General features: G+C 64.1%; 16 protein-coding genes, 1 tRNA gene and 1 pseudogene. 7 read left to right on the forward strand and 11 right to left on the reverse strand.

Going from position 1 to position 15,282, the window contains the following annotated elements; all coding sequences use genetic code 11:
• Positions 1-68: 68 nt before the first annotated feature.
• The gene (locus tag ACF8ML_RS21465; protein ID WP_016446820.1) at positions 69-875 is read left to right on the forward strand and encodes a TatD family hydrolase; all 807 of its coding nucleotides are present in this window, start codon (positions 69-71) and stop codon (positions 873-875) included.
• A complete protein-coding gene (locus tag ACF8ML_RS21470) occupies positions 872-1,597 on the forward strand; it encodes an ankyrin repeat domain-containing protein (protein WP_016446821.1) in 726 nt (241 codons plus the stop codon). The genes ACF8ML_RS21465 and ACF8ML_RS21470 overlap by 4 nt, the downstream gene beginning before the upstream one ends.
• 55 nt (positions 1,598-1,652) lie before the next feature.
• On the opposite strand, the gene msbA is transcribed toward ACF8ML_RS21470, so the two are convergent.
• Positions 1,653-3,470: a lipid A export permease/ATP-binding protein MsbA gene (msbA, locus tag ACF8ML_RS21475; RefSeq protein WP_154834477.1), complete on the reverse strand. Its 1,818-nt coding sequence runs from the start codon at positions 3,468-3,470 to the stop codon at positions 1,653-1,655.
• Between the two features lie 189 nt (positions 3,471-3,659).
• On the opposite strand from msbA, the gene tolB reads away from it, so the two are divergent.
• The 5 genes from tolB to ACF8ML_RS21500 all read left to right on the forward strand — a co-directional run bounded on the left by tolB (position 3,660) and on the right by ACF8ML_RS21500 (position 7,353).
• Positions 3,660-4,979 (forward strand): Tol-Pal system beta propeller repeat protein TolB, encoded by a 1,320-nt coding sequence (tolB, locus tag ACF8ML_RS21480; RefSeq protein ID WP_016446823.1) that lies wholly within the window; start codon positions 3,660-3,662, stop codon positions 4,977-4,979.
• Positions 4,980-5,057: 78 nt separating this feature from the next.
• Positions 5,058-5,600: a peptidoglycan-associated lipoprotein Pal gene (pal, locus tag ACF8ML_RS21485; protein WP_016446824.1), complete on the forward strand. Its 543-nt coding sequence runs from the start codon at positions 5,058-5,060 to the stop codon at positions 5,598-5,600.
• Complete coding sequence (gene ybgF / locus ACF8ML_RS21490) at positions 5,600-6,382, forward strand: tol-pal system protein YbgF (protein ID WP_047218276.1); 783 nt, start codon at positions 5,600-5,602, stop codon at positions 6,380-6,382. Before pal ends, ybgF begins: the two co-directional genes overlap by 1 nt.
• Positions 6,382-7,209 (forward strand): ThiF family adenylyltransferase, encoded by an 828-nt coding sequence (locus ACF8ML_RS21495; protein WP_392407904.1) that lies wholly within the window; start codon positions 6,382-6,384, stop codon positions 7,207-7,209. The genes ybgF and ACF8ML_RS21495 overlap by 1 nt, the downstream gene beginning before the upstream one ends.
• Before the next feature lie 68 nt (positions 7,210-7,277).
• Positions 7,278-7,353, forward strand: a tRNA-Lys gene (locus tag ACF8ML_RS21500).
• Positions 7,354-7,378: 25 nt separating this feature from the next.
• On the opposite strand, the gene ACF8ML_RS21505 is transcribed toward ACF8ML_RS21500, so the two are convergent.
• The 10 genes and pseudogenes from ACF8ML_RS21505 to ACF8ML_RS21550 all read right to left on the reverse strand — a co-directional run bounded on the left by ACF8ML_RS21505 (position 7,379) and on the right by ACF8ML_RS21550 (position 15,275).
• Positions 7,379-8,437 carry a tyrosine-type recombinase/integrase gene (locus tag ACF8ML_RS21505; protein ID WP_392407905.1) on the reverse strand — a complete coding sequence of 353 codons (1,059 nt, stop codon included), beginning with the start codon at positions 8,435-8,437 and terminating at the stop codon, positions 7,379-7,381.
• Positions 8,438-8,629: 192 nt separating this feature from the next.
• Positions 8,630-9,577 carry a phage Gp37/Gp68 family protein gene (locus ACF8ML_RS21510; protein WP_392407907.1) on the reverse strand — a complete coding sequence of 316 codons (948 nt, stop codon included), beginning with the start codon at positions 9,575-9,577 and terminating at the stop codon, positions 8,630-8,632.
• Positions 9,578-9,636: 59 nt separating this feature from the next.
• Positions 9,637-9,876, reverse strand: coding sequence for a hypothetical protein (locus ACF8ML_RS21515; protein ID WP_392407908.1), 240 nt, complete (start codon positions 9,874-9,876; stop codon positions 9,637-9,639).
• The gene (locus ACF8ML_RS21520; protein WP_046238089.1) at positions 9,873-10,160 is read right to left on the reverse strand and encodes an ogr/Delta-like zinc finger family protein; all 288 of its coding nucleotides are present in this window, start codon (positions 10,158-10,160) and stop codon (positions 9,873-9,875) included. Before ACF8ML_RS21520 ends, ACF8ML_RS21515 begins: the two co-directional genes overlap by 4 nt.
• Positions 10,151-10,474: a hypothetical protein gene (locus tag ACF8ML_RS21525; RefSeq protein WP_046238090.1), complete on the reverse strand. Its 324-nt coding sequence runs from the start codon at positions 10,472-10,474 to the stop codon at positions 10,151-10,153. The genes ACF8ML_RS21520 and ACF8ML_RS21525 overlap by 10 nt, the downstream gene beginning before the upstream one ends.
• Before the next feature lie 636 nt (positions 10,475-11,110).
• Complete coding sequence (locus ACF8ML_RS21530; RefSeq protein WP_392407909.1) at positions 11,111-12,253, reverse strand: DUF11 domain-containing protein; 1,143 nt, start codon at positions 12,251-12,253, stop codon at positions 11,111-11,113.
• A 171-nt stretch (positions 12,254-12,424) separates the two neighbouring features.
• Positions 12,425-12,843, reverse strand: a pseudogene (locus tag ACF8ML_RS21535) (IS3 family transposase); the annotation flags it as partial.
• Positions 12,844-12,947: 104 nt separating this feature from the next.
• Positions 12,948-13,232 (reverse strand): H-NS family nucleoid-associated regulatory protein, encoded by a 285-nt coding sequence (locus tag ACF8ML_RS21540; RefSeq protein WP_392407911.1) that lies wholly within the window; start codon positions 13,230-13,232, stop codon positions 12,948-12,950.
• Positions 13,233-13,404: 172 nt separating this feature from the next.
• Positions 13,405-14,517, reverse strand: a complete 1,113-nt coding sequence (locus ACF8ML_RS21545) for a hypothetical protein (RefSeq protein ID WP_392407913.1) — start codon at positions 14,515-14,517, stop codon at positions 13,405-13,407.
• A complete protein-coding gene (locus ACF8ML_RS21550; RefSeq protein ID WP_392407914.1) occupies positions 14,514-15,275 on the reverse strand; it encodes an ERF family protein in 762 nt (253 codons plus the stop codon). The genes ACF8ML_RS21545 and ACF8ML_RS21550 overlap by 4 nt, the downstream gene beginning before the upstream one ends.
• Between the last annotated feature and the right edge of the window lie 7 nt (positions 15,276-15,282).

The following is a 15,282-nucleotide window of genomic DNA, read 5'->3' on the forward strand; positions in this document are numbered from 1 at the left end:
CTGCCATGCATGCCGACAGGGAGGACAGCTCCCGGGTCGGCATGGCTGTTTCTGAACCACGAGATTCCATGTTTACCGATTCCCACTGCCATCTGAACTTCCCCGAGCTGCAAAGCCGCCTGCCCGAGATCCGCGAGGCCATGGCGGCCGCGCGTGTCACCCGCGCGCTGTGCATCTGCACCACGATGGAGGAGTTCGGCGATGTGCACCAACTGGCGCTGGACCACGACAACTTCTGGGCCACCGTGGGCGTGCACCCCGATACCGAACACATGACCGAGCCCAGCGTGGGCGACCTGGTGGAGCGCGCCGCGCTGGCGCGCGTGGTCGCCATCGGCGAGACGGGCCTGGACTACTACGGCATGGAAGACCGCAAGGGCGGCCGCACCATTGCCGACCTGGAATGGCAGCGCGAGCGCTTTCGCGTGCACATCCGCGCGGCGCGCCAGACGCAAAAGCCCCTGGTCATCCATACCCGCAGTGCCTCGGACGACACGCTGGCCATCCTGCGCGAAGAAGGCGAGGACGGCTCGGCAGGCCAGGCCGGCGGTGTCTTCCACTGCTTCACCGAGACCATGGAGGTCGCGCGCGCGGCGCTGGACCTGGGCTACTACATCTCGATGTCGGGCATCGTCACCTTCAAGAACGCCCAGCACCTGCGCGACGTGGCCGCCTTCGTGCCGGCCGACCGCCTGCTGATCGAGACCGACAGCCCTTATCTGGCGCCCGTTCCCTATCGCGGCAAGACCAACAATCCGTCGTATGTGCCGTACGTGGCCCAGCAGATTGCACAGGTGCGCGGCATTCCGGTCGAGGAGGTGGCCGCCCTGACCAGTGCCAACTTCGATCAGCTTTTCAAGGGGGTTGTCGCATGAGACTGAATGCTGCGGCCGTCGGCCGCGTGGACCGTCGCCGCTGGCTGGCCCGGGCCGGCCGCGCCCTGACGGCCGTGGCTGCAGCCGGTGCCGGGCTGGCGCACGCCAGCCAGTACGACGACTACGTGCGTGCCATCGTCAGCGACAACGAGCGCGCCATGGTCAACCTGATCTTTCGCGGCTTCGATCCCAACACGCGCGACACGCGCGGCCGCCCGGGCCTGGTTGCGGCCCTGCACCAGGGCTCCCTGGGCGTCTTCGACGTGCTGCTCAAGTCCCCCGGCATCAAGGTCAACGAAGCCTCGCAGCAGGGCGAAACGCCGCTGATGATGGCCTGCATCAAGGGTCACCTGGACCTGGCCAAGGAACTCATCCGCCGGGGCGCCGATGTCAACCGCCCCGGCTGGACACCGCTGCACTACGCCACCTCGGCCGACCTGCCCCAAACGCTGGACATCATCAAGCTGCTGCTGGACAAAAGCGCCTACATCGACGCCGAATCGCCCAACGGCACCACGCCGCTGATGCTGGCTGCCCAGTACAGCAGCGAAGCCGTGGTGGACCTGCTCATCGCCGAAGGCGCCGACGTCATCCTGCGCAACCAGCGCGGCTTCACCGCCGCCGACTTCGCCAGGCAGGTGGACCGCCAATACATGGTCGACAAACTCACCAAGGCCATCAAGGCCGAACGCAAGACCCAGCCCTCGCGCGGGAGCTGGTAGCCGCCAGCTGCAAGCCGCAAGCGAAAGCGGCATGGCCGCCCCCAATCCTGTCCGCTCAGGTGGCGTGGTTCCTGCTCAACCTGGCATACAGCCCGTCGCGCGCCAGCAGTTCGGCATGCGTGCCTTGCTCGGCGATGCGGCCGCGCTCCATCACCACCACACGGTCGGCATGCTCGATGGTGGACAGCCGGTGGGCGATGACCAGGGTCGTGCGGCCCTGCATCAGCCGTGTCAGCGCCTCCTGCACCAGGCGCTCGGATTCGTTGTCCAGTGCCGAGGTGGCCTCGTCCAGAATCAGGACCGGCGCATCCTTGTACAGCGCCCGCGCAATCGCCAGCCGCTGGCGCTGGCCGCCGGACAGCTGGCTGGCGTTGTGGCCCACCACCGTCTGCAGGCCCTGGGGCAGGCCGCGCACGTGCGAGCCCAGGTTGGCGGCGTCCAGCGCCGCCCACAGCAGTGCCTCGTCTTCCACGCCACCCAGCGCCACATTGGCGGCAATGGTGTCGTTGAACATCACCACATCCTGGCTGACCATGGCGAACTGCTGGCGCAGGGCGGCCAGATCCCATTCGGGCAGGGGGGTGCCGTCCAGCAGCAACTGCCCATCCGTGGGCTGCAGAAAGCGCGGCAGCAGGTTCACCAGCGTGGTCTTGCCCGCGCCGGAGGGGCCGACCAGGGCCACTACCTCGCCCGGGCGCACGCGCAGGTCCACATGGCTCAGGGCGGGCGCCTTGTCCTCGCCAAACTGCACGGACACGTCGCGCAGCTCGATCTCGCCACGCGCCTTGCCGGGCACCTGGGTGCCGCCGGTCTCGTCGCCCGAGCCCTCCAGCAGATGCAGGCCCCGCTCCAGCGCCGCCACGCCGCGCGTGATGGGGTTGGCCACATCGGCCAGGCGGCGGATGGGGGCAATCAGCATCAGCATGGCCGTGATGAAGGCCGCGAAACTGCCCACCGTCACATCCTGCACATTGGCCGCGGTGGCGCCCGTGCCCCGGCTTTGCCACAGCGCGATGCAGATCACGGCCGACAGGGCAGCAGCGGCCAGCAGTTGGGTCAGCGGCGTCATCGCGGCAGAGGCGATGGTGGCCTTGATGGCCAGCTTGCGCAGTTGCCCGCTCAGGCCGCCAAAGCGCTTTTGCTGGCCCTGCTGCGCGCCATGCAGGCGCACCATGCGGTGGGCCAGCACGTTCTCCTCCACCACATAGGCCAGGGAGTCCGTGGCTTCCTGGCTGATCTTGGTGATGCGGTACAGGCGGCGCGACAGCGTCTTCATGATCCAGGCCACGCCCGGCACCACGGCGGCCACCACCAGCGTCAGCTGCCAGTTCAGATACAGCAGGTAGCCCAGCAGCGCCACCAGGGTGAAGCCATCGCGCGAGATGCCCAGCATGGCCTGCACCAGCAGGGTGGAGCCGGTCTGCACCTCATAGACCACGGTGTTGGACAGCGATGAGGCCGACTGGCGCGAGAACAAGGCCATGTCGGCCGCCAGCAGCCGCTCGAACAGGCGCCTGCGCAGCGCCAGCATGCCCTCGTTGGCAATGCGCGCCAGCGCGTACTGGCCCACGAACTGCGACAGGCCCCGCACCAGGAACACGCCGATGATAGCCAGCGGCACCGACCACAGGGGCAGCGTGCCGTCGGTGAAGCCGCTGTCCAGCAGCGGCTGCAGCAATGCCGGTATCAACGGCTCGGTGACCGCACCCACCAGCGTGGCGGCCACGGCCATCGTCCAGGCCAGGCGCTGACCACCAAAATAGGGGGACAGGCGCTTCAGGCGCTGCGACAGGGTCAGGGTGCTGGCGAGATCATGGGCCGCCGGTGCGGCGGACGGCGCAGGGGCCGGCGGCGGTGAGGATGGTGCGTGCATGAAGCGCGGATTTTACGGCGGGCTTGCCTGGGGCTGCCCCATGGGGAACCGATGCGGCTGGCGGGGATCGACAAAGCCTGGGCCGACAGACCCTACAGTGCACGTTCTTACATCGTGACGCATCCAGTGTGTGTAACATTCGCACCTGTGCAAGTACCGGGGTCTTCCCGTAGATATTGATGAATGCCAATGACTATTGACCGACTCCTTTCTCCTTCCTCCCTGGCGGCCGTGCCGCGCCCTTCGCGCCGAACCCTGCTGGCCGCTCTTGCCTCCACTCCTGCAATTCCCGCGCTGGCCCAGTTCCGCGTCGAAGTGACGGGCGTGGGCCTGACCCAGTTGCCCATCGCCATTGCAGCATTCAAGGGAGAAGGGCAGGCGCCACAGAAGATCTCGGCCATCATCCAGGCCGACCTGGAGCGCAGCGGTCAGTTCCGCGCCGTGGACACGGCCGGCGTGCAACTCGATGAAACCTCGCGCCCCGATGTCGCCATGTGGCGCCAGAAAAGCGCAGATTCCCTGGCCGTGGGCAGCATCACGCGCCTGGCCGATGGCCGCTACGACGTGCGGTTTCGCCTCTGGGACGTGGTCAAGGGCCAGGACCTGGGCGGCCAGGGCTTTGCCGTCACCACCGGCGACCTGCGCCTGGTGGCCCACCGCATCTCCGACTACATCTACGAGAAACTCACGGGCGAGAAAGGCGTGTTCTCCACACGCATCGCCTACGTGACCAAGGCCGGCAGCAACTACCGCCTGTGGGTGGCCGATGCCGATGGCGAGAACGCGCAGTCCGCCCTGTCCAGCCCGGAACCCATCATCTCGCCCGCCTGGTCGCCCACCGGCACCCAGCTGGCCTATGTGTCCTTCGAGTCGCGCAAGCCCGTGGTCTATGTGCACGATGTGGCCAGCGGCCGCCGTCGCCTGGTCGCCAACTTCCGGGGCTCCAACAGCGCGCCGGCCTGGGCTCCCGATGGCAACTCGCTGGCCGTCACGCTCAGCCGTGATGGTGGTTCGCAGCTGTACCTGATCAGCGCCCAGGGCGGCGAGCCCCGCCGCCTGATGCAAAGCAGCGGCATCGACACCGAGCCGAACTTCTCCAGCGACGGCCGCTCCATCTACTTCGTCAGCGACCGTGGCGGCGCCCCGCAGATCTACAAGGTGCCGGCTTCCGGCGGCAGCGCGGAGCGCGTCACCTTCACCGGCAACTACAACATCTCGCCCAGTGTCAGCCCCGATGGAAAGTGGCTTGCGTACATCTCGCGCGTGGGCGGCGGCTTCAAGCTCCACGTCATGGACCTGGGCACCGGCACCGTGAATGCCATCACCGACACCACGGCGGACGAAAGCCCCAGCTTCGCTCCCAACAGCCGCCTGATCGTCTACGCCACGCTGCAGCAGGGCCGCGAGTCCCTGATGACCACCACGCTGGACGGCAAGATCAAGGCGCGGCTGGCAGGGCAGGGCGGAGACATCCGCGAGCCCGACTGGGGTCCGTTCCAGCGCCAGTGATAGCCCGGCTTCCTCGATTTCTTTTCAGTCAACAAGTCAACTCAGCACGAAGTCCATCCGGACATACGGAGATTTTTCATGATCACCATCAAACGACTTTCCCTGGCACTTGCAGTCACCGCACTCATGGCAGGTTGCAGCTCGGGCGTCAAGCTCGACGAAACCCCGGTCACCGACGCGGGCGCCTCCAGCACGGGCCAGGGCAGCGGTGCCGGCACCGGCAGCACCTCGCAAAGCGGCATCTCGGGCGTGGACCTGACCGGCTCGGCTGCCGACAAGGCAGGTCCCCAGGGCGTCAGCCGCATCGTCTACTTCGACTTCGACAGCTACGTCGTCAAGGCCGACGCCCAGCCCCAGATAGAAGCCCATGCACGCTTCCTGAAGGCGTCTTCTGCACGCAAGGTCCAGATCGAAGGCCACACCGACGAGCGCGGCGGCCGCGAATACAACCTGGCCCTGGGCCAAAAGCGCGCTGAAGCCGTGCGCCGCTCGCTGGGCCTGCTGGGCGTGAGCGACGCGCAGATGGAAGCCGTGAGCTACGGCAAGGAAAAGCCTGCCTCCGAAGGCCATTCCGAAGACGCCTACGCGCAAAACCGCCGCGCTGAACTGTCCTACCGTTGATGAACATGCAGCGCTCCCCGATCCTGCATCGCACCGCGCTGCGCACGCTGCTGGCTGCCGGCCTGATGGCCGGCTACGCCGCCAGCGGCCATGCCGCGCTGTTCGGCGATGACGAGGCGCGCCGCGCCATCCTCGAAATGCGCCAGCGTGTCGACAGCATGCAGCAGTCGCAGCAGCGCATGACCGAGGAAAGCGCGCAAACGCGCCGTGGCCTGCTCGAACTGCAGTCGCAGATCGAGCAGCTCAAGTCCGAGCAAGCCAAGCTGCGCGGCCAGAACGAGCAGCTGCTGCGCGATGTGGCCGAGCTGCAGCGCGGCCAGCGCGACATCGCCAAGGGCGTGGACGAGCGCCTGCGCCAGTTCGAGCCGGTCACGGTGACGGTGGACGGCCAGGAATTCGCGGCCGACCCGGCTGAGAAGCGCGACTTCGAAGCCGCGCTGGCGCAGTTCCGCGCAGGCAGCTTTGCCGAAGCCGGCACGGCATTCTCGTCCTTCCTGAACCAGTGGCCCAAGAGCGGCTACGTGCCCTCGGCCCGCTTCTGGCTGGGCAATGCGCAGTACGCCAATCGCAACTACAAGGACGCGATCACCAACTTCCGCGCGCTGCTGGCGGCAGCCCCCATGCATGGCCGGGCGCCGGAGGCGGCGCTGTCCATCGCCAACTGCCAGATCGAGATGAAGGACACCAAGGGCGCGCGCAAGACGCTGGAAGACCTGATCAAGGCCTATCCCAACGCCGAAGCCGCAGCCGCGGCCAAGAACCGTCTCGCCAGTCTCAAGTGATGAACGACACGGTCTCTTCATCCCTTCCGGGAGAAGACAAGACAGCGCCTGAAGCAGGCGCTGTTTTTTCTGATGCCGACCTGCAGCGCCGCTTCGGCGGCCTGGAGCGCCTGTATGGCGTGCCGGGCGCCGCGCGCATCCGCGCCGCGCACGTCGTCGTGGTGGGCATCGGCGGCGTAGGTTCGTGGACCGCCGAGGCGCTGGCGCGCAGCGGTGTGGGCGAGCTCACACTCATCGACATGGACCATGTCGCCGAGTCCAACATCAACCGCCAGATTCACGCGCTCTCCACCACCGTGGGCCAGGCCAAGATCGAAGCCATGCGCGATCGCATTGCCCAGATCAACCCGGCCTGCCGCGTGCACTGCATCGACGACTTCGTGGATCCGGACAACTGGCTGCGCCTGCTGCCCCAGAACGCGGACGCCGTCATCGACGCCTGTGACCAGGTCAAGGCTAAGACTGCCATGGCCGCCCATGCGCGCGCCACGCGCCAGTGCTTCATTTCGGTCGGAGCGGCCGGCGGCAAGCGCTTGGCGCACAAGGTGGACATCGAAGACCTCAGCGCCACCACGCACGACCCTTTGCTGGCCCAACTGCGCTACCGCCTGCGCCGCGAGCATGGCGCACCCAAGGAAGGCAAGCGCATCGGCATCGCCTGCGTCTTCAGCCGCGAGGCCGTCGCCCCGCCCGATGCCTCTTGCGCCATCGAAGGCGACGGCACGCTCAACTGCCACGGCTACGGCTCGGTGGTAGCCGTCACCGCCACCTTCGGCCAGTGCGCCGCAGGCTGGGTCATCGATCAACTGAGCCGCATCAAGAATTGAGGCGTAAAATTTGGTGCTAGAATCTATGTCTTCGCTGAGCAGCATCTGATGCATGCAAAGCATGGTTCGGGTCTTTAGCTCAGTCGGTAGAGCAGCGGACTTTTAATCCGTTGGTCGCGAGTTCGAATCTCGCAGGACCCACCAAATAAACACCAATGAAATCAAGCCCTTACGCCACAAGCGTAAGGGCTTTTTTCTTGTCGTCGGGGGTCTGCTCTGACCAAAACATGACCGCGTTTGCGTACTGGGCCAGATGCTCCGGCGCCAGGTGGGCATATTTCTTCACCATCTCCAGCGTCTTCCAGCCTCCCAGCTCCTTCAGCACGAACAGGGGGGTGCCGGATTGGACATGCCAGCTCGCCCAGGTGTGCCGCAAGTCATGGAAGCGGAAATTTTCGACACCGGCAGCGGCGAAGGCCCGGGCAAGAATTCGCGCATCGACCTGCTTCACAGGTGCCCCGGTAGGCCGCGTGAAGACATTGACGCCTTTGGGGCGCGCGTTCAGCACGTCGAGCGCTTCGCTGTTCAGCGGGACGACGCGCGCCGAGCCCGATTTGGCAGCATCGGCGCTGACCCATGCCGTCGAGCGCTTGAGGTCCACCTTGTCCCAGGTCAGCGTGAGGATCTCCGCGCTTCGCATGCCAGTGGCAAGGGCGAAGCGGCAGATGTCCCGCATCCAGTCCTGAGACAAGGCCATGATGAAGGCGCGGGCCTGCTGGCGGGTCAGGAACCGAATTCGAACCGCAGGCTCGCGGTAGTTGCTGAGAATGGGCGCGCGCGCCAGCCACTGCATCTTCTCGCACATGTTGAGCAGTGTCCGAAGGGTGGCGATGTACCGATTCTTGGTGCTCTGCGACGTGGGCCGCTGCACCGTGGAGCCGTGGCGCACGAAGTGCGTGGGCAGGTTGTCAAGGATGACGTCGCTTGTTAAAGAGCTGATGGGCTTGCCGCCGAAGACGGTGCGCCAATACGCGACGTGCCGAACCTTGGTGTCGTAGTCGCTCTGTCCAGCAGAGGCGCGGAGGAATTGAACGGCAGCTTCCTCGAAAAGCCGCTGCGGCTGCTCCCCCAGCTTGTCCTGCCGCCACATCTCCGCTTTCAGGCGGTCGTGGTACTCCTGAGCTGCCTTGCGCTCGGTCGTTTTAGAAGATCGTCTAACTCTTTCGCCGCTTGGCGTGCGTAGATCGATCCACCAGATTCCGGAAGTTTGATCTTTGCGGATGGGCATTCACTATCCTGGTTCCGCAACGATAGCCGGGTGACATTGTTGCGAGGTTTGTTGAGGGCGGCAAGGGCGGATGGCCAGACGCGCCATATGCGCGATCCGGGTAGGCGAAAGGCGATCTCGTGCCGCCTTTCGAAGACGGTTCCGTAGGAAACCTGCAGCCGCTCGGCGGCTTGCTTGAGCGTGAGCGCGGTTTCACTCATGGGGCTTTCGCAAGGCTGTGTGCTGCAGAACAGGGAATTCGTCCCAGGTTTTGCCATCCAACTCGCGGCCGGCCGCTTTCTTCCCGATGCGCACGGCGCCATAGCCGTCGCCGAAGTCGTGGGTGGTCTGGTCAGCAACTCGGGGCTGAAACTGTGGGCCGCCCTCCAGCGGGTGGAAGTAGAGGCCGGACAGGGCCGGCGCAAACTCTCCCCACTGCTTGAACAGGAACGGCGTGCCCACGGCTTCGCACTGGTCGCGCAGTTCACGGTGCCAGTTGGGATGCGTGGGCCGCGCGCCGGGGCCGCTCTCGCCGCCAGCGATCACCCAGTCCAGTTCCTCCAGCGCGTTGGTGCCGTCTGCAATATTGCTGGGGTTGGCGAAGAAGCCTTCGAACGACACCGGACCGAGCAGCGGCTCCATCGACAAGAAGCGCACGGACGCGGGGATGCGGAGCAGCTTGAGAATGTCCCGGTCGGCCTCGGCCTGGTTGACAACCGTCGCACCCAACCAGACGTTCGCGGGCGGGCCGTCGAGGAACATTTCGCCCAGCATGGCACCCGCGTTCCCAATCCTTTTGGTGAGGAGGAGCCAGTCAAGGTCCGCGGTGTCCAGGATCAGGGCTGCCAGGTCATCGCGCCATTCACGGCTGACTGCGTTATCGAAAACGTCAGCGAGGCTCGCGCAGAACACGCGCTGGCGGCGGCCGTGCTGCGCCTGGAACGCTTCTGCCTGCGCGTTCCACCGGCGCGGCAGGTTCCAGTTCGACACGCTTGTGCGGCGGCGCGGCGCGCCCGGCCCCCAGTTGATGGCCTGGCCTCCGCTGTAGCGCGCGTTGCGCGTCTCGGCATAGCAGTGGTCGCAACCAGGCCCTACGCGCTGGCAACCCTCCCATGGGTTGAATGTGTGGTCAGTCCATTCGATCTTGCTGTCCTGGGACATGCGTTTCTCCAATGAAAACGCCCCGCTCGGTGGCGGGGCGTGGTTGATGTGGTGATGGGTCAGTGGGGCAGGTCCGGTGCCTTGAGTCCCTGAAGCTGGATCTCCTGCAGCACGCTGGTGTGCTGCTCGGCAAAGGCCTGCCAGGCCGCTGCAGGTATGGTGATGCCCTGACCCTCGTGCTCCGGTAGTCTGGCGGCGTCTTTCAGGCCCTGAATGGCAACCATGGCGCGGGCGAGCAGGCCGGCGGCGTAGATTGACCCGGTCAGATGGAACGCTTCCTCAATGTTCGACCTGCTCATGTCGCGGCTGCCTCATGTGGGCGTCCGTCGAAATGGGACGAAGGCATGGCATCCAGCTGGGTCTGCAGCAGTTTGCGCTTGATGTGCGTGCTCATCGGCAGGATCACCATGGGATTTGGGATTGCGCTGGGGCTGAGCGTGCGGTTGATCTCTGTGACCGCCGAGAAGACGTGGCCGCAATAGAAGTTCTTGCACACAAATATAGTTTCGCGGCTCGTGTTTGTGAGCTGCATGCTGGTCCGGGTGTATGCCGGCCGTTCGCAGTGGGGGCACATCATGCGCATGGGGCATGCTCCTTCACAGTTTCGGTGGTGGTGAGGCTGAGGGCGACCCTGGCCAGTTCCAGGGCCATGTCGTCCATGGCCTGGCCGCCCAGCTGCAGCGCGGGATGGACGGCCAGGTATTCCCGGAAAGCGCTCACGGCAGCACCAGGTGCTGCGGCGCGATGGCAGGGCTCGGTGCGCAGGCGCTCGGCCAGTACATCCAGCTGGTCGAAGGTGAAGGCCATGCCGCGAATCGCGCGCATCGGGCCTGGCGTGTGGAAGGTGGCGCCGCACTGCTGTGCCAGCAGCACCAGGGGGGTGTTGATCATCGTCATGGTGTCGCTCCGAGTCAGGCTGGGAAAGGCTCCATGCGCCGCGCGGGTTCCGGGTAGTACAGATGCCCGCCTACGCGGCTGGGCAGCGTGAATGCATAGAAGCGGGAGGCAGGCAGGCCTGGATGCGGTTTCAGCTCCGTGCCCTGGTAGCAGTGGCGGGGAGGGGTATAGGGCTTCTCAGGTGTGGTCTTAGGCATATGGATCCAGAAATGAAGCGGCCCGCACTAGGCGGGCCGGAGTGGGGGTGTCGTAGCAGGTTCATGTTGTGGCCTGAAGGGCTTGTGCAGGGCGCCGACCAATCCAGCGCACTACAAGCTCACACGCCAGTTTTCCAGCACCTAGTAGCGAGTGCCGTCTGGGTACTAGTTAGCGGGCTTTCCCCGTCAAAGGCTTTCCGTGTAGCCGTCTTGGTAGCCTTCAGGCATTCGCATTCCGTGGGTGTGAGACGGCGGACCTGGGTTTCGGTCATAACGCCGTTGTGCCGGCTTCAAAAAAATCCCACTTAGCAAGTGGGAAAAGAATGCCGAAGCGACCGTTCGAGCTGGAGCGAGCTCCGCGTTGTGCAGTTAGCACGTCAATTTTTCGAAAACCAAAAGAAAAAAGCCCGCAGTGCGGGCAAATTGGTGATCAGGTCGCTCATTTTGAGCGTCGTTTGGAGCCCTTTGACATCCAGCCGAAAGCGAGTACGGTCAAGCTCCCGAGAAGAATAAGCGCCCATGCCTGCAGCGATGGAACTGGTGTGGGGGTGCCGGTGCCTCCGCCTCCTGCAATAAGGGTGGCGTTTGCAGATGCGGCACACGGGGTTGCTGTGTCTGCGGCACACAGACCGCTGCCGGGATTTACAGTAGCCGTGTTGCTGAGGCTGCCAGAAGTGCGCACAGTTCCTGTCAACGTGAAGGTCAGGCTGCTGTCTCCGGGAAGGTTGAATGAAAATGGCGCCCCGCCCGCAGTTGAGGGGCACGTCGCGGTGCCCGATGCCGTGCAGCTCCATTGGGGGCTGGACAGTCCCGATGGCATGGGATCAGTTAGCTGGACGCCTGTGGTGTCAACAAGTCCAAGGCTCGTGACTTTGACGGTATATGTTGCCGTTTGACCCGTCGTGTACGTGGCTTGCCCAACAGTTTTCTCTACTTTGATAGGGGAAACGTTGCAGATCGAAAGCGCCGCTGGTGGCTCGCTGTCAACAACCAAGCCTGTGTTCCAGCCAATATCATCCACTGGAACAATGATGGTGTTGAGCCCGTGAACCCAGGGGCCTGTGAGTGCAAGAGGTGATACAGATGACGTGGTCGGTGTGTCGTTAACGAATGCTCCATGGCTGATGTCATCAACGACATAGTTCAAGTTGAAGTTCACAGCCGAGAGTGGAACATCTGGCGCCAGAATGAACTGCGTGCGGTAGTAGTTGGTGTAGTGGGGGTTGAAAGGGTATGGAGGTGGTACTGTTCGCCCATCAGCTCTGGGGGAGATCCATTCTGCCTGGGCGGGGTAAGCGTAGGGTGGGGGGGTGACCGGAACGTATGCGGGGGTCCAAGTTGCGCCCGCAGGAGGAAGAAGGTTGAGCGGAGGAACGTTGTTTTGCTGTATCGACGTGAACCACCACTGTAAGTCTTGGCTCCCTGCCGTGATCTTGCTAGCGTCATCATTGACGCCGGTGTTGAATGCCCGTGGATTGGAAAGGCAAGACAGAGTTGGAATGATTGGAGCTGGCTGCGCTAGAGCGAATCCAGCATTCCACACGCAGATAGTCGCAAGAACATACCGTCCGTAGTTGTTCATTATTGGCTCCATAGTGCCGATTGATTTAAGCTAACTTACATTTTTACGCATAATTTTGTTGATTTCTGTCAAAAATTGTCAAAGAGCAGATGCACCGTTGTAAAGCGGTGACTTGGCTGCTGCCGGACTCGTTGACACCGACCGAAGCTTCCTGAGCTTGCTCGAACTGTCGGGCCTGAGATATCCGAACGTCGAATGCTGACGCGTCGGGTTGTAGAAGCACTCGATGTAATCGAACACATCTGGGCGGGCCTGGCCTCGTGTCCTGTACACCTTACGGGCCGTGCGCTCGGTCTGCAGAGAACTGAAGAAGCTCTCCATGGCCGAGTTGTCCCAAACCTCGCCAGCCCGACTCATGCTGCAAGTGATGCCCTGTTCGTCCAGCAGCCTCTGGAAGTGCTCGCTTGTGTATTGGCTACCCTGGTCCGAGTGGCGCAGCAGTGCCACTGGCCTGCCCCGGCGCCACACAGCCATCACCAGCGCGTCCACCACGAGCTGCGAGGTCATGCTCTCCTGCATCGACCAGCCCACGTTCGACGGGACTACAGGTCCGGTACCGCAGCTACGTAAAGCCAGTCTTCTGCCGTCCAGTTCTAGGTGAAGTCGGCCAGCAGCCCAGTAGAGCTAGCGCGTCGAGTCACCCCAAAAAGTGGGGTTGACCATTAGTGCAGATACCCTCTTGGATTGTCCTTTCCTACGCCATCAGGAATTGTTCACGTTCCTTCCCCTGAATCCAGTTTGGCGGCTTGCCGCGCCCGGTCCATGTTGAGCCGGTAGCGGGGTCCCGGTATTTGGGTTCGCCCACCGAGCCCTTTGACTTGACACCACGTGTGGGAAAGACATCTTGCTCAGTCAGCTGGTATTGCTGAACCAGTGTGCGAACCTCTGTCACAGCGCAAGCCTTTTCAGTCTTCATCGCTTCTGCGATGCGTGCATCCAGTTCTGCCTTTTGCTGCAGCAGGGTCTTGTAGTCGCTCATTGATTTTTCTCCAGTAGGGTTTCGAAAAGTGAGGCCCTTCATTTGGTCGGGCCACGAATGAAAAGTTCTGGTCATGCCGCAAGAGCGGCCGCCAGGAGGAATGCACCGGTGAAGCCAGTGCTGTCGGCCAGCAGGCTCATACCTGCGAGGCCGAGGAAAACGCTGCGAAGGCTCATGGCTGAGCCTGGTAGCTGTCGCGCACGTCGGCGATGTGGGCGATGAGCCCATTGCAGAAGTCCGCGAAGCTGGAGGCGGGCATGTGCACAGCGCCCCGGTCCTTCACGGTCGGCACGCCCACCGCGTTGGCTGCTATGGCGCTGATCTCGAAGATGCCTAGGCGCGCATTGATCTGGCCCAGCTTCAAGGTCTGGCCGCTGGACACTAGTTCCTGCAGCTGCTGCTGGTCCAGTGCCGTTGGGTCCGGCGGTGCGGGCTGCAGCTCAGGTATGGGCGCAATCTCTACCTCGACATGCAGATCAGGCTGCGTGGCCAGGTCGAAGCCGATCAGCTCGGGCTGCGGCGGTGCCTCGTCGCTGGCGGCAGGCGCTGGCTCCGGATGTGTGGCCGCGAATTCCGCGATGCACTGCGCGTAGTAGGTCCGGGCCAACTCCAGCTTGATATCCATCTGAGCTTCCAGGGTGCGGTCGCGCTCGATGGCCCAGGTGGTCAGCCGAAGATGTTCCGGAAGATGGCTGACCAGGTGCAGCTCCTGCGGTTCATAAGGGCCCAGCAGTTCCTCGGGCGTGTCCACCATTGCGTAGTTGACCTCCCAGCGGTCCAGATTCCACAGGCGCATGTAGCCACGCATCTGCCACTCGTAGAGCGAGTCTTGGCAGTCGCGCACGAATGCGGGGAAGGTCTGCAGGCTCCACGAGCATTTCAGGTCGTGACCGCAGCGGCGCGGCCCCAGGTCCACGGTGTCGGCTTCGCCCGTGATCTGGCCGTCGCTGCGCCGTTCAGTGTTCTTGGCCAAGGTCAACCCGCGCACGCGGTTCAGCAGAGCCAGGCCTTCGGCTTCGACCGCCAGGCCCTTGTCCGTGTATTTGCTGGATACCTCGAAGTCCACGCCCCACAGCTCCTGCCGCACCAGCTCGCGGATGTAGGTCTTGGCGGTTTCGCTGAGCGTGCCCAGCTTGAGGCGTTCCAGCAGGGCCTTCTCTTCGTCCGTGCGCTTCTTCTTGGCCTGGATGGCTTCCACGTCGGGCGTGATCAGCGCGGGATCGATGCTCACGGGCGCGGTCATCAGTTTGCCGATGCTGGAGCAGCGGAAAAGGATCTCCCTCATACCGTGCTCCTGGTGGCGGCGTTGAAGGCGATGAGGCCGGCGCGGTCGCGGGACAGCGCAGCGCGGCCATCGCGGCAGCCCTTGTCAAATTCGTCCGTCCCGCGCACGCTGATGATGTAGTCCACCCAGCCCTGGGCCAGTTTGGAGAGCGGTGCCGCTGCGCCGCCCTGGCCGTCGTCATCCTCGCCGGCCTCGGCCACACCCGTGATCTGCTTGAGCGTGTGCCGCTGCAGGTAGGTCGTGGTGGAGATGATGGCCTGGATGGCGTTTTTTCCGCCCGTTTCGTCGGGCTGGGCCGTCAGTTGGACTGTCTCGGCATGGCCCAGGCGATGCCGCAGCGTGCAGACCACGGTGATGTCGCGGCCGACTTGGTGCGTCTTCCACGACCAGGCGAAGCCGTGGGCGGAAAGCTCGGGGCCCACTGCCTGCACAACGTCGTCCAGCTCGGCATGCTTGTAGCTGGTCCGGCCGCCGCTCTTGCCGGGAAAGTCCACCAGCTTGCGCTTCACGATGCGGATGTTCTTGGCCTTGAATGCGGCCAGGGCTTCGTTGTAGGCCTTCTCGGCCTCGTGGCGCTCGTTGCGCTCCAGCAGATCCATCATCTTCTCGATCTGCTCCAGGCCTGCGCCGCGCTCCTGCAGCGTCAGCATGAAGTTGGCCGCGAGGGACGTGGGGAGCGCGGCGGGAGTGGGGGCAGGCGCGGCGGCTGCCGGCACCAGTTCAAGGGCTGCGGCTTCTTTCTGGGAAACGGCGTTCATGGGAACC

The sequence above is a fragment of the Delftia sp. WSY_10 genome, from assembly GCF_043104705.1.
GTDB lineage: Bacteria > Pseudomonadota > Gammaproteobacteria > Burkholderiales > Burkholderiaceae_C > Comamonas > Comamonas tsuruhatensis.